A 12,654-nucleotide genomic window follows, 5' to 3' on the forward strand; every position below is an offset into this window, starting at 1 on the left:
TGTTGCGGAGTCGTAAACGAGGGAGTCCTTCCGGGTGTCAGTAGTTGCAGCGCCACAGCGTGCCAAGCGGTCCAAGAAGGTCACGTGCGAAGACTGCTTCTTCGCCCGCAACGGCCTCTGCGCGCTGAACCTCGACGAGGCCTGCCCGACGTACCGGCCCGACCACCCCGACGGGCTGCGGCCGCCGAGCCAGATGCGGTTCGTGTTCCGCCAGGAGCGCCGCCGCCAGGTCGGCTGGGCGTTCCCGGACGCCCAGGAACAGGCGCGGCTGCACGGCTAGACTTCACGGCGGTGTGCCGGGAAGCCTGGTCGGCGATTTCGTCGCCGACCCCTGAGGTTTTCCCGTGGCCTTCGCCATCGCCGTCTTCGTCCTCGCCCTCGCGCTCATCGCGTCCGAGCGCGTCGACCGCACCAAGATCGCCCTGCTGGGCGCGACGCTCGTCGTCCTCGCCGGCACGCTCGACCAGGAGCAGGCGATCGAGGCGGTCGACTTCAACACGATCGGTCTGCTCGTCGGGATGATGATCATGGTCCGGGTCACCGAGACCACGGGCGTCTACACGTGGCTGGCGATCCGCGCCGGCCAGCTCTCGAAGGGCCGGCCGCTGGCCGTCGTGCTTGCGCTGGCGATCACCACGGCCGTCCTGTCGGCGTTCCTGGACAACGTCACGACGATCCTGCTCGTCGTCCCGATCACGTTTCTACTCGCCGATGCGCTCGACGTAGATCCCATCCCGCTGATCGTGATCGAGATCGTGGCGTCGAACATCGGCGGCACCGCGACGTTGATCGGCGACCCGCCCAACATCCTCATCGCGGGCCACACCGGGCTCTCGTTCGGTGCCTTCATCGCCAACCTCGCGCCGATCGTGATCGTCACCCTCGCCGTGATCATCCCTGGGCTGTACTTGGCCTTTCGCTCCCGGCTGCAGATCGCGCCCGAAGCGCGGAAGCGTGTCATGGCGCTCGACGCCGCCAAGTCGATCGAGGACGCCGGCGAGGCCAAGCGCACGGTCCCGATCCTTGTGCTGACGATCCTCGTCTTCTTCATCCACAAGCCGCTGCATCTCGAGCCGGCCACCGTCGCGCTCGCCGGCGCCGCGGTCACCCTGCTCATGAGCCGGCAGTCGCTCGCGGGCACGGTGTCGTCGATCGAATGGCTGACGTTGTTCTTCCTGATCGGCCTGTTCGTGATGGTCGGTGCGCTGGAGGAGACGGGCGCGCTCGAGGAGGTGGCGAACGGGATCGCGAACGTCACGGACGGCAACCGCACGGCCGAGCTGCTCGGGATCCTGTGGGTGTCCGCGGTCGGCTCGGGCCTGGTGGACAACATCCCGTTCACGGCGGCGATGATCCCCGTGGTCGACTCGCTCGCGGAGGACGACGCGTACTGGTGGGCGCTCGCGCTCGGCGCGTGCTTCGGCGGCAACGCGACGATCGTCGCCGCGGCCTGCAACGTCGCCGCCTCCGGCATGGCGGCGCGGGCGGGCAACCCGATCGGCTTCGTCTTCTTCCTGCGCTGCGGGCTCCCGGTGACCGTGGTGTCATTGATCCTGGCCACCGGCTACGTGATGCTGAGGTACGCATGACCCCTCCTGTGCTGCACGTCGACGACACCGTCGAGACCGCGGTGCGCACGCTCGTCGAGAGCGAGCTGTCCGCGCTGCCCGTCCTCGACGAGCGTGAGCGCTTCGCGGGGGTGTTCGGCGAGCGCGAGTTCATGGAGGCGCTGTTCCCGGGTTACCTCGGCCAGCTCAAGAGCGCCGCATTCCTACGCCACTCGATCGACGACGCGCTCGAGAAGCGCGACACGTGCCGGACCGAGCGCGTGCGCGATCACATGAACACCGAGCACGTCGAAGTCGGCCCCGACCACTCCGACCTGCAGGTGGCCGAGATCTTCCTTCACCACCGCGTGCTGATCGTCCCGGTGGTCGACGACGGCCGCGTGGTCGGACTGATCGCGCGGCGCGAGTTCTTCCGTGAGCTCGCGCAGAAGTTCCTGCGCTCGTGACCGACCGCATACGCGAGTTCCTCCACGACGAGGCCGCGGGCGGGCTCGCGATCCTCGCCGCCACGATCGCCGCGCTGTTGTGGGCCAACCTCGGCCCGGACTACGACGGCTTCTGGCACACGGAGCTCGGGCCGCTGGACCTGCACCACTGGGTCAACGACGGGTTGATGGCGCTGTTCTTCCTCATCGTCGGGCTCGAGATCAAGCGCGAGGTCGTCGACGGGCGCCTCCAGGACGCGCGCACGGCCGCGCTGCCGGCGCTGGCCGCGGTCGGCGGGGTGGTCGCCCCGATCGTGATCTTCGTCGCGCTGGTCGCGGGCGGGGAGGGTGCGCAGGGCTGGGCGATCGCGTGCGCGACCGACATCGCGTTCGCCGTCGGGCTGATCGCCCTGCTCGGCGACCGCGTGAGCGACGGGACGCGCGTGTTCTTGCTCGCGGTCGCGATCGTCGACGACATCATCGCCATCGCGATCATCGCCGTCTTCTACGCCGAGGGCGTCTCGCTCACATGGCTGCTGGCCGCGGCGGCGCTCGTGGTCGTCATCAAGCTCGTGCCCAGGCTGTGGCTCCCGCTCGGGGTCCTGCTCTGGATCGCTGTCCATGAATCCGGCGTGCACGCGACGATCGCCGGCGTCGCGGTCGGGCTGCTGCTGCCGCTGGCGATCGGGGAGCGCGTCGAGCACCGGCTGCATCCGTGGAGCGCGTTCGTGGTGGTGCCGCTGTTCGCGCTCGCGAACGCGGGCATCGAGTTCGGCGGCGGCGCACTCGGCGACGCGCTGTCGAGCACGCTGGTGTGGGCGATCGTCGCGGGGCTGGTGGCCGGCAAGCTGCTCGGCGTGAGCGGCGCCACGCTCGCCGCGCTGCGCGGCGGTGGCACGCTGCCGGCGGGCATGCCGCGGCGCGAGCTCTACGGCGTGGCCGCGGCGGCGGGCATCGGGTTCACGGTCTCGCTGTTCATCGCCGATCTGGCGTTCGACGATCCCGCGCTCGTCGAGCGGGCCAAGATCGGGATCTTCGCCGGGTCGCTGCTCAGCGGTCTGCTGGGCTGGGCGGTACTGTCCCGGGCCAGGAGGGTCTGAGAAGACGGTGCGCATCACGGTTCTGGGCAAGTCCCCGGCCTGGCAGGACGCCGATGGCGCCTGCTCGGGCTACCTCGTCGAAGGCGGCGGGCAGACCGTGCTGCTCGACTGCGGGCCGGGCGTGTTCGCCAAGCTGCGCGGCGTCGTCGCCTACGAGGACGTCGACGCGATCGTCATCAGCCACCTGCACGCCGACCACGTGATGGACCTCGTGCCGTTCGCGTCCGGCATCCGCTACCGGCCGTGGGAGGGCGAGCCGCCGCGCCCGCGCCTGTACGCCCCGCCGGGCGCGCCGGACGTGTTCACCAAGCTGTGCGAGGGCGGGAGCATGAGCCCCGACCATCTCGAGCTCGCGTTCGAGCTGTCGCAGTACGATCCGGCGGAGCCGCTCGCGCTCGGCGACCTCGCGGTGCGCTTCCAGCCCGTTCCGCACTACATCCCGGCCAACGCCGTGGAGTTCGCCGCCGACGGCGCGCGGTTCACCTTCGGCGCCGACTGCGGGCCCAGCGAGGCGCTGTGCACGTTCGCGGAGGGCACCGACCTGTTGATGCTCGAGGCGACGCTGCTCGAGCCCGAGCCGCCGGAGGACCGCGGGCACCTGACGCCGTTCGAGGCGGGCGAGCACGCCGAGCGCGCACGCGCCAAGCGGCTGGTATTGACGCACTTCGCGGCCGAGGCGGGCGCGGACTGGGTGTGCTCGGAGGCCGCGCGCGCGTTCGGCGGGCCGGTCGAAGCCGCCCACGAAGGTGTGAGCTTCACGCTCGAAAAGTAAAGAACTTCTTACTTGCGGCCGATCACACAGGCCGTGACCCCCGCCACCGCAGCCATGGATGGCGTTCGGCTGCTCTCCCACCGGCCGTCCGTCCTCTACAAGGTCGAGCACCTTGCGTCAGAGCCCGCCGCGGGCGACATCGCCGTCGAGGGTCTGCTGATCGCCGGTCCGGGCTGGGACGAGCGCCTGCGGTCGGTCATCAAGGCGCTGTCGATCTCCGAGCGCGCGTGCCTGTTCGCGGTGCGCCTGGCCGACGAGCAGAGCCTCCCCGTCCCCGCCGAGACGCTGCTCGATCGCACGCGCACGGACTGGTTTCCCGAGTTCCTCTCGCACGGCCGGATGCGCCCGCACTTCCAGCCGATCGTCGACCTGCGCAGCGGCCTCCCGTACGGCCGCGAGGCGCTGATGCGCGGGATGCTGGGCACGGTCGAGCTGCGCGGCGCCGAGCTGCTGGCCGCCGCCGAGGCCCACGACGCGCTGTTCTCCTTCGACTACCGGGCGCGCACCGCCGCCCTCGAGGTCGGGCTGCCGCTGCTGCCGCCGGGCGAGATCCTGTTCGTCAACCTCGACCCGCGCGCGTCGCTGGACGTCGAGTCCTCGATGCGCACGACGTGGCCGGTCGTCGGCCGCCTGGGCGCCGACCCGTCGCGGTTGTGCCTGGAGATCGTCAAGCCCGAGCGCTGCCTGGACCGCGACCTGCTGGAGGCGATGGTCCGCGAGCACCGCAAGCGCGGCGCGCTGGTCGCGCTCGACGATCTCTCCGGCGGCCCGGACTCGCTGGCCTGCCTGGAGCTGCTCAAGCCCGACGTGGCCAAGATCGACACCGCGCTGACCGCCGGCATCCAGCACTCGGTCGCGCGCCGCGCGCTGGTCAAGGCGCTCGTGGCCTGCGCGCACGAGCTGGGCGCGAAGGTCGTCGCCGAGGGCGTCGAGCGCGTGGACGAGTTCCGCGCGATGGCCGAGCTCGGCGTGGATCTCGGGCAGGGCTTCTACTTCGGACAGCCGACGGAGAAGCCGATGGCGGTCGAGCCCCGGCTCGTCCGGCCTACCGCACTCTGAGCGCGACGCTCGCGTAGCCGGCGACCTTCAGGCGCATCGTCTGCGGCGCGCGGCGCTCGAGCGACGCGCGCGCCGCCCGGCTGAGCTTGAGCGTCAACCGCTTGGTGCCGTTCGGGCGCACCGAGACGCGCCCGCTCGCGACCCGCTTGCCCGCGCGGGTGAGCGTGACCGGCAGCGTGCACGTCTGCGTCAGCGGGCAGCGCGCGGTGAGCGTCAGCGTGCCGGCCTTCGAGACGCGCGGGCGGCTCGGGATGCGCAGGAACGAGCGCGTCGTGTAGCGCGCCTCCTGCTCGCCGAGGATCTCCAGCTCACCCGTCGGTGCCGGGGCGGGCGGGCGCACGTGCGGGCCCTGCACCGTCGGGTTCTCGAAGGTCATCGGCCAGGTCGCGACCGCGTGGTTGCCGGCGGCGTCGGTCACCAGCAGCACCAGGTCCGCCTGCTCGCCGTTGAAGCGGGCCGTGTCGAAGCGCAGCGTCTGCGTCCCGCGCGCGGGGCAGTCGACGCCCAGCGCGCGGTCGATCGTCGCGTCCGCGGGGGTGAGCTCGGTGCAGGCGCCGAAGGCGGCGGAGGCGACCGGCTGCCCGTCGATCGTCGCGACCACCCGTTCCAGTCCCACGCCGGCGTCGGCCGCGCTGACCGGCAGTTCCAGCGTCCCGCTCGCCCGGCTCGGCCGCGGGACCTCCAGCGTGGGCGCCGTGTCGTCGGTCACCGTCAGGGCCGCCGAGCGCAGCTCGATCGTCTCGGCCTCCAGCAGCAGCTCGCGTCCGCTCGCCGGCCCGGAGAACACGCCTTCGGCCGGGCCGTCCAGGCGCTCGAGCTCGCGGCCGGCGGTCGCGACGAACCGCCCCGTGACCTTCCGCTCGTAGCTCACGTGCGTGAGGTCCGCGGGCACCGTCAGCCGCAGCGAGGCCCCCGTCATGGGCTGGCTCGCCCGGAACGTGACCTCAGCGCCCTGCGCCGGCGCGGCGACGGCGAGCGCTGACAACGCGACGAGACCCACCAACGACCGGTGCATCTCAGGAACCTAGCGCGTGGGTAGATCGTTAGCCTTGGACTTCGGTATGGCACAAGAGCGGGATCTGTTCGCGAATTTCGAGCGCATGCGGCGCCAGATGGACGAGTTGTTCGACCGCGGCTTCGCGCCGCAGCGCCGCGGCGGCTTCTCGCCCGCGGTCGACGTGTTCTACGCCAGCGACCCGCCGCGGGCGATCGTGCGCGCCGACCTCGCCGGCATCGACCCCGGCCAGGTGTCGCTCGAGGTCCGCGGCCGCGAGCTGCTGCTCTCCGGCCAGCGGGAGGCCGAGCCGCCCTCCGACGACCGCGTTTACCAGCAGATGGAGATCGAGCGCGGGCCGTTCCGGCGCGTCGTCGCGCTCGGCGCCGAGGTGGACGCGGACGCCGCCGACGCCACCTACGAGGACGGCATCCTCACCGTCGAGCTCCCGTTGAGCCGCCCGTCGCGCCCCCAGACCGTCCCCATCCGCGGGACGGAGCGGTGAGCGCCGTCGAGGACGAACTCCCGCAGGGGCTGCCCGACCGGCTTCCGGTCCTCCCGCTCCGCGACACGGTCACCTACCCGGACACGCTGACGCCGCTGGCCGTCGGCCAGGAGCGCTCCATCCAGCTCGTCAACGACGTGCTCACGGGCGACCGCATGCTCGTGATGCTCGGCTCCCAGGACCCGGACCTCGACACGCCCGGGCCCGACCAGCTGCACACGGTCGGCGTCGCGGGCGTGGTCGCGCGCATGCTCAAGGTGCCGGACGGGTCGCTGCGGATCCTCGTCCAGGCCGGCCAGCGGGTGAAGGTCGACGAGTGGGTGGGCGAGGAGCCCTACCTGGTCGCGAAGGTGTCCGAGCTGCCCGACGAGGTGGAGGAAGGGCCCGAGCTGACCGCGCTGATGCGCAACGTGCAGCAGACGTTCACGCGCATCATCGACGAGGTCCCGTATCTGCCCGAAGAGCTGCAGATGGCGGTCGCGAACGTCGAGGAGCCGTCCTCGCTCGCGCACCTGATCGCGGGCGCGCTGCGGATCAAGGTCGAGGAGAAGCAGGCGCTGCTGGAGGAGGTCGACGTCGGCAAGCGGCTGCGGATGCTGTCCGAGGTCCTCGCGCGCGAGCTCGACATCGTCGCCATCGGCTCCAAGATCCAGAACCAGGTCATGTCGGAGATGGAGAGCTCGCAGCGCGAGTACGTGCTCCGCCAGCAGCTGAAGGCGATACAGGAGGAGCTGGGCGAGAAGGACCCGGCGGAGGCCGAGCTCGAGGACCTGCGCGAGCAGCTGTCCGCGCTGGCACTGCCCGAGGACGTGCGCAAGCAGGCCGACCGTGAGCTCTCGCGCCTGGAGAAGCTCCCGCAGGCGGCCGCCGAGCACGGTGTCATCCGCACCTACCTGGAGTGGATCGCGTCGTTGCCGTGGGGCAAGCGCACCGAGGACAACCTCGATCTCGCACACGCGCGCCAGGTGCTCGACGAGGACCACTACGACATCGCCAAGGTCAAGGAGCGCATCCTCGAGTTCCTGGCGGTGCGGAAGTTGAAGCCCGACGCCACGGGGTCTTCGATCATGTGCTTCGTCGGCCCGCCCGGCGTGGGCAAGACGTCGCTCGGGAAGTCGATCGCGCGGGCGATGGGCCGCAGGTTCGAGCGCATCAGCGCAGGCGGCGTGCGCGACGAGGCCGAGATCCGCGGGCACCGGCGCACCTACATCGGCGCCATGCCGGGCACGATCATCCGCGCGCTGCGCGACGCGGGCGCCGCGAACCCGCTGTTCATGATCGACGAGATCGACAAGATGGGCGCGGACTACCGGGGCGACCCGGCGAGCGCGATGCTCGAGGTGCTCGACCCCGAGCAGAACTCGACGTTCCGCGATCACTACCTCGACGTCCCGTTCGACCTCTCCGGCGTGCTGTTCATCACGACGGCGAACACGCTGGACACGATCCCGCCGCCGCTGCGCGACCGCATGGAGATCATCCAGCTCGCGGGCTACACGGAGGAGGAGAAGCTCCAGATCGCCAAGCGCTACCTGGTGCCGCGCCAGATCGAGCGGTCAGGGCTCAAGCGATCGCAGATCTCGTTCACCGACACGGGCCTGCGCGCGATCATCGCCGAGTACACGCGCGAGGCGGGCGTGCGCGGGCTGGACCGCGAGATCGGGTCCGTGTGCCGCAAGGTGGCGCTGTCGGTGGCGGAAGGCACGCACGAGAAGAAGGTCTCCGTGAGCGCGCCCAAGGTGCGCGAGCTGCTCGGGCGGCCGAAGTTCGTGGCCGACGTCAAGCGCCGCACGCGCGAGCCGGGCGTGGCGACCGGGCTGGCGTGGACGCCGGTCGGGGGCGACGTGCTGTTCGTCGAGGCGACCGCGATGCCGGGCAAGGGCAAGCTGACGATCACGGGCCAGCTCGGCGACGTGATGAAGGAGTCCGCGCAGGCGGCGATGTCTTACGTGCGCGGGCACGCGGACGGCCTGCCCGACGACTGGTTCGCCTCCCACGACGTGCACATCCACGTGCCCGCGGGCGCGATCCCGAAGGACGGGCCGAGCGCCGGCATCACGATGGCGACCGCGCTGATGTCGCTCGTCACCGGGCGGCCCGTGCGCGACGACGTCGCGATGACGGGCGAGCTGACGTTGACGGGGCAGGTGCTGCCGATCGGCGGGCTCAAGGAGAAGGCGCTGGCGGCCAAGCGCGTGGGGGTCAAGCGGGTGCTGGCGCCGATCCGCAACGAGCCGGACGCCGAGGAGTTCCCGGACGCGCTGCGCGAGAACCTGGACTTCGTGTGGGTGAGCGAGATCGGCGATGTGTTCGACGCCGCACTCGTAAATGGCCATGCGGGGTATGCTCGGGCTCAAGACCGAGGTTGAAAGCGGAGGCGAAGCGAGGAGCCATGGCGAACAAGAAGGTCAAGCAGGCCGGGAAGGCCGCGCAGACGGCGCGGACCAACCCGTACGTGACGCGGATCATCGAGGACGAGGATCTGCGCCAGAACATCGTCCAGGCCTTCGAGTCCGCTCGCGACGCGTACTCGCGGCTGAACAACGGCAAGAGCCCGACGAAGCAGATCTTCGAGGACAAGAAGCTCCAGAAGCACATCCGCGAGTCCGCGGACGGCGTCCGCAACGCGAGCGTTGCGCTCTATGAGGCGCCCAAGAAGCGCAAGAGCGGTGGCGGCGGCTTCGGGCGCGTCCTGCTGCTCGGCGTCGTCGGCGGCGCGGTCGCGCTCGCGCTGTCCGAGGGGCTGCGCAAGAAGGTGCTCGACGCGCTGTTCGGCGCCGAGGAGGAGTTCGAGTACACCTCGACCACCTCTTCGCCCTCGAGCACGCCGACCGCGGGCACCACGGCCTAGGCGCCACGCGAGATCCGTTCGGTGAGAGGGCGCCCGCCGGGCGCCCTCTTGCGTTTCGTAGGCTCTTGGCCCATGGACGTCTACGGGCTCTGCCTCGGCGGCAACGTGTTCGGCTGGACCATCGACCGCGAGCAGTCGTTCGCCGTGCTCGACGCCTACGTCGAGGCCGGCGGCAACTTCATCGACACCGCCGACACCTACATGCGCCCCAACCAGGGCATCTCGGAGACGATCATCGGCGAGTGGATGGCCGCGCGCGGCAACCGCGACCAGCTCGTCATCGCGACCAAGGTCGGCTCGGACGGCGGGCTCTCGGCGGAGAACATCCTGTCGCGCGTGGATGCTTCCTTGCGCCGGCTCCAGACCGACCGCATCGACCTCTACTACGCGCACAAGGACGTCGGCGACGTCCCCGTCGAGGAGACCGTGCGGGCGTTCGACCAGACCGTGCGCGACGGCAAGGTGCTGCACGTGGCGGCGTCCAACGTCCCGCCCGAGCGGCTGGTCCGGTCGCTGGAGCTGGCCGAGCGCGAAGGGCTCGCGCGGTACGAGTGGCTGCAGCCGCACTACAACCTCGTCGAGCGCGAGGGCTATGAGCGCGACTACGCGCCGATCGTCGAGCGCTTCGGGCTGCAGGTCGCGCCCTACTACGCGCTGGCGTCCGGCTTCTTGACCGGCAAGTACCAGCCGGGCGACACCGGCGGCGACTCGCCGCGCGCCGAGCGCGCGCTCAGCTACATGGACGAGCGCGGCGAGCGCGTGCTGGCGGCGCTGAACGACGTCGCCGCGGTGCGGGGTGCCGCGGTCGCCGCCGTCGCCGTGTCGTGGCTGCTGGCCAAGCCGGGCGTCGTCTCACCGATCGCGAGCGCCCGCACGCCCGAGCAGCTCGCCCAGATTCTCCCGATCGAGCTTTCCGACGACGACATCACCCGACTGGACGAGGCATCGGCCTGATGGACGCGACACGACAGACCTTCCTGGACGAGCTCTACGCCCACGGGCGCGACGTCCCCGAGGCGCTTCGCAACGTGGAGCCCGAGGCCGCCGAGCTGCTCGGCGTGCTCGTACGCGCGCTCGGCGCGCAGCGCGTGCTGGAAATCGGCACCTCCAACGGTTACTCGACGATCTGGCTCGGCGACGCGGTGCAGGCGGTGGGCGGCCGTGTGATCAGCGTCGAGATCGACCCGGAGCGCACCGCGCTCGCGCAGGACAACCTCACGCAGGCCGGCGTCGACCGCTGCGTCGAGGTGCGCACGCAGGACGCGGCCGAGGCGCTCACGGCGTTCGAGGACGCGTCGTTCGACCTGATCTTCCTGGACGCCGAGCGCCGCGAGTACGCCTCCTACTGGCCGGACCTCGTGCGCGTGCTGCGCGACCGCGGCGTGCTGGTGGTCTCCAACACGCTCTCGCACGCCAAGGAGCTCGTCGAGTTCTCCGAGCTCGTCTACTCCGCCGAGGGCGTCACCTCGACGCTGCTCACGGTCGGCGCCGGCGTGCTGCTGGTCGTCAAGTCGCCGTGAGGCGGTGCTCCTGCGGTGAGATGCCGCGCAGGCGCTTGAACGCGGTCGAGAGCGCGAAGCTGGAGCCGTAGCCGACCTGGGGCGCGACGGAGCCGACCGTGGCGCCCGGCTCGAGCAGCAGGTCGGCGGCGAGCGCGATCCGCCAGCCGGTGAGGAAGCTCATCGGCGGCTCGCCCACGAGGTCGTTGAAGCGGCGCGCGAGCGCGGCGCGGGAGACGCCGATGCGGCGGGCGAGCTCCGCGATCGTCCACGGGTGCGCGGGCTCGGTGTGGAGCATCTTGATCGCCGGGCCGACGATCGGGTCGGCGTAGGCGCGGTACCAGCCCGGCGCCTCGGGGCGCGAGAAATACGCGCGCAGGGTGGCGATGAGCAGCAGGTCGAGCAGGCGGTCGAGCACGGCCTCCTGGCCCGGCTGGTCCTTGATGATCTCGTCCGAGAGCAGCGGGACGAGCGGGGAGTCCAGCCGCTCGACGAGCAGCGGCGGGAGCGCGCGCAGCAGGCGGGTGCTGATCTCGCCCGCGTGCTCGTAGACGCCGGTGAGCATGATCGTGTCGCCGCCGGGCATGCCCCAGCTGCGCGTGTCGAAGCGGTTCAGCAGCTTCATCGGCTGACCGTCCGGCGCGACGCACTCCTGGCCGGGCAGGATGATCGCCTGCGGGTCGGCGTGCGGGCGGTCGCCCATCGTCCAGTGGTCGGGCCCGCGCGTGATCGCGATGTCGCCCGGGTGCAGCTGCACCGGATCACCCTCGGCCGGCGTGATCCAGGCCGTGCCGCTCACGACGGCGTTGAGCGTGAGCGGCGACTCGTCCTCGAGCCGCAGGCCCCACGGCGGCGTGAACGTGGAGCGCAGCAGGAACGCCCCGCGCGCGCGGGGGCCGTCGAGCAGTCCGGCGATGGCGTCCATGCTGTGGACGATGACGCATGCATACGCGCATTTCAACTATGGATCGTCTAGCGAATCGCCGGTTCAATCCTGGCCATGAAGACGCTCATCACCTCCTCCACCGGAAAGACCGGCCGCCGCATCCTCGACCGCCTCGCCGCGCAGGGCGTGGACGTGCGCGGCGTGTCCCGCTCCACGGGCTTCGACTGGGAGAGCCCGTCGACCTGGGCCTCCGCCCTCGAGGGCATCGAGGTCGCTTACATCGCCTACTACCCCGACCTCGCGGTCGATGGTGCCGCCGACACCGTCCACGCCTTCGCGCGCCAGGCGGCTGCGGCGGGCGTGCGCCGGCTCGTGCTGCTCTCCGGCCGTGGCGAGCCGGAGGCCCAGCGTGCCGAGGAGCTCGTGGCCTCGGTCGGCACCGAGTGGACCGTCGTGCGCTGCTCCTGGTTCGCGCAGAACTTCAGCGAGAGCATGTTCCTCGACGGCATCCTGGCCGGCAGGGTCGAGCTGCCCGCCGACGCCATCCCCGAGCCGTTCGTGGACGTCGAGGACATCGTCGAGGTGGCCACGCTAGCGCTCACGCAGGACGGCCACCACGGCGAGATCTACGAGCTCACCGGCCCGCGTGCGCTGACGATGGAGCAGGCGGTCGCGGAGATCGCCCGCGCCGCCGGCAAGCCGATCAGCTACGCGCGCGTCTCGCCCGAGCAGTACCGCGAGAGCGCCCCGCCCGAGTACGCCGACATCGTCCTGTTCCTGATGACCGAGCTGCTCGACGGCCGCAACGCCGAGCCGCAGGACGGCGTTCAGCGCGCGCTCGGCCGCCCGCCGCGCGACTTCGCCGAGTACGCCGAGCGCACGGCCGCGACGGGGGTGTGGGGATGATCGCCACGCTCGAGAACCCGGTCACGGGCGAGCGCTTCACCTTCACCGAGGTCCCGCCGGGCGTCACGCACGCGTTCGCGGACGCGGCG

General features: G+C 71.2%; 14 protein-coding genes. 12 read left to right on the forward strand and 2 right to left on the reverse strand.

Going from position 1 to position 12,654, the window contains the following annotated elements; all coding sequences use genetic code 11:
* Positions 1-34: 34 nt before the first annotated feature.
* From OJ962_RS11595 to OJ962_RS11620, 6 genes are all read left to right on the forward strand, one after another.
* Positions 35-280 carry a hypothetical protein gene (locus tag OJ962_RS11595; protein ID WP_202956385.1) on the forward strand — a complete coding sequence of 82 codons (246 nt, stop codon included), beginning with the start codon at positions 35-37 and terminating at the stop codon, positions 278-280.
* 64 nt (positions 281-344) lie between these two features.
* Positions 345-1,589 (forward strand): ArsB/NhaD family transporter, encoded by a 1,245-nt coding sequence (locus OJ962_RS11600; RefSeq protein ID WP_202956386.1) that lies wholly within the window; start codon positions 345-347, stop codon positions 1,587-1,589.
* Positions 1,586-2,014: a CBS domain-containing protein gene (locus OJ962_RS11605; protein ID WP_202956387.1), complete on the forward strand. Its 429-nt coding sequence runs from the start codon at positions 1,586-1,588 to the stop codon at positions 2,012-2,014. Before OJ962_RS11600 ends, OJ962_RS11605 begins: the two co-directional genes overlap by 4 nt.
* Positions 2,011-3,093 carry a Na+/H+ antiporter NhaA gene (gene nhaA, locus OJ962_RS11610; RefSeq protein ID WP_202956388.1) on the forward strand — a complete coding sequence of 361 codons (1,083 nt, stop codon included), beginning with the start codon at positions 2,011-2,013 and terminating at the stop codon, positions 3,091-3,093. The genes OJ962_RS11605 and nhaA overlap by 4 nt, the downstream gene beginning before the upstream one ends.
* Positions 3,094-3,100: 7 nt before the next feature.
* Entirely contained in the window at positions 3,101-3,865 is a 765-nt protein-coding gene (locus OJ962_RS11615; protein WP_202956389.1) for an MBL fold metallo-hydrolase, read from the forward strand.
* A 33-nt stretch (positions 3,866-3,898) separates the two neighbouring features.
* Positions 3,899-4,924, forward strand: coding sequence for an EAL domain-containing protein (locus OJ962_RS11620; RefSeq protein WP_202956390.1), 1,026 nt, complete (start codon positions 3,899-3,901; stop codon positions 4,922-4,924).
* Here the strand turns inward: OJ962_RS11620 and OJ962_RS11625 are convergent.
* A complete protein-coding gene (locus tag OJ962_RS11625) occupies positions 4,911-5,939 on the reverse strand; it encodes a hypothetical protein (protein ID WP_202956391.1) in 1,029 nt (342 codons plus the stop codon). The two genes, OJ962_RS11620 and OJ962_RS11625, sit on opposite strands and share 14 nt — an antisense overlap.
* Positions 5,940-5,985: 46 nt before the next feature.
* Here OJ962_RS11625 and OJ962_RS11630 point away from each other — a divergent pair, with 46 nt between their 5' ends.
* The 5 genes from OJ962_RS11630 (at position 5,986) to OJ962_RS11650 (ending at position 10,794) form a co-directional block, all read left to right on the forward strand.
* Positions 5,986-6,423: an Hsp20/alpha crystallin family protein gene (locus tag OJ962_RS11630; RefSeq protein WP_202956392.1), complete on the forward strand. Its 438-nt coding sequence runs from the start codon at positions 5,986-5,988 to the stop codon at positions 6,421-6,423.
* Entirely contained in the window at positions 6,420-8,792 is a 2,373-nt protein-coding gene (gene lon, locus OJ962_RS11635) for an endopeptidase La (protein WP_202956393.1), read from the forward strand. Before OJ962_RS11630 ends, lon begins: the two co-directional genes overlap by 4 nt.
* A 23-nt stretch (positions 8,793-8,815) precedes the next feature.
* Complete coding sequence (locus OJ962_RS11640) at positions 8,816-9,274, forward strand: hypothetical protein (RefSeq protein WP_202956394.1); 459 nt, start codon at positions 8,816-8,818, stop codon at positions 9,272-9,274.
* Between the two features lie 72 nt (positions 9,275-9,346).
* The gene (locus OJ962_RS11645) at positions 9,347-10,228 is read left to right on the forward strand and encodes an aldo/keto reductase (RefSeq protein ID WP_202956395.1); all 882 of its coding nucleotides are present in this window, start codon (positions 9,347-9,349) and stop codon (positions 10,226-10,228) included.
* Positions 10,228-10,794 (forward strand): O-methyltransferase, encoded by a 567-nt coding sequence (locus tag OJ962_RS11650; RefSeq protein ID WP_202956396.1) that lies wholly within the window; start codon positions 10,228-10,230, stop codon positions 10,792-10,794. Before OJ962_RS11645 ends, OJ962_RS11650 begins: the two co-directional genes overlap by 1 nt.
* On the opposite strand, the gene OJ962_RS11655 is transcribed toward OJ962_RS11650, so the two are convergent.
* On the reverse strand, positions 10,781-11,698 hold the full coding sequence (locus tag OJ962_RS11655; RefSeq protein ID WP_202956397.1) for an AraC family transcriptional regulator: 918 nt from the start codon (positions 11,696-11,698) through the stop codon (positions 10,781-10,783). The genes OJ962_RS11650 and OJ962_RS11655 overlap by 14 nt on opposite strands.
* Before the next feature lie 75 nt (positions 11,699-11,773).
* Between OJ962_RS11655 and OJ962_RS11660 the strand changes: the two genes are divergently transcribed.
* Positions 11,774-12,565, forward strand: a complete 792-nt coding sequence (locus OJ962_RS11660) for a Rossmann-fold NAD(P)-binding domain-containing protein (RefSeq protein ID WP_202956398.1) — start codon at positions 11,774-11,776, stop codon at positions 12,563-12,565.
* Positions 12,566-12,654: the final 89 nt, after the last annotated feature.

It is taken from the genome of Solirubrobacter deserti (assembly GCF_027587175.1).
Classification (GTDB): domain Bacteria; phylum Actinomycetota; class Thermoleophilia; order Solirubrobacterales; family Solirubrobacteraceae; genus Solirubrobacter; species Solirubrobacter deserti.

Coding starts and splice junctions, on each gene's coding strand:
- OJ962_RS11605 (WP_202956387.1), top strand. CDS start 1,586: ATGACCCCTCCTGTGCTGCACGTCGACGACACCGTCGAGACCGCGGTG.
- OJ962_RS11625 (WP_202956391.1), bottom strand. CDS start 5,939: ATGCACCGGTCGTTGGTGGGTCTCGTCGCGTTGTCAGCGCTCGCCGTC.
- OJ962_RS11630 (WP_202956392.1), top strand. CDS start 5,986: ATGGCACAAGAGCGGGATCTGTTCGCGAATTTCGAGCGCATGCGGCGC.
- OJ962_RS11640 (WP_202956394.1), top strand. CDS start 8,816: ATGGCGAACAAGAAGGTCAAGCAGGCCGGGAAGGCCGCGCAGACGGCG.
- OJ962_RS11645 (WP_202956395.1), top strand. CDS start 9,347: ATGGACGTCTACGGGCTCTGCCTCGGCGGCAACGTGTTCGGCTGGACC.
- OJ962_RS11650 (WP_202956396.1), top strand. CDS start 10,228: ATGGACGCGACACGACAGACCTTCCTGGACGAGCTCTACGCCCACGGG.
- OJ962_RS11655 (WP_202956397.1), bottom strand. CDS start 11,698: ATGGACGCCATCGCCGGACTGCTCGACGGCCCCCGCGCGCGCGGGGCG.
- OJ962_RS11660 (WP_202956398.1), top strand. CDS start 11,774: ATGAAGACGCTCATCACCTCCTCCACCGGAAAGACCGGCCGCCGCATC.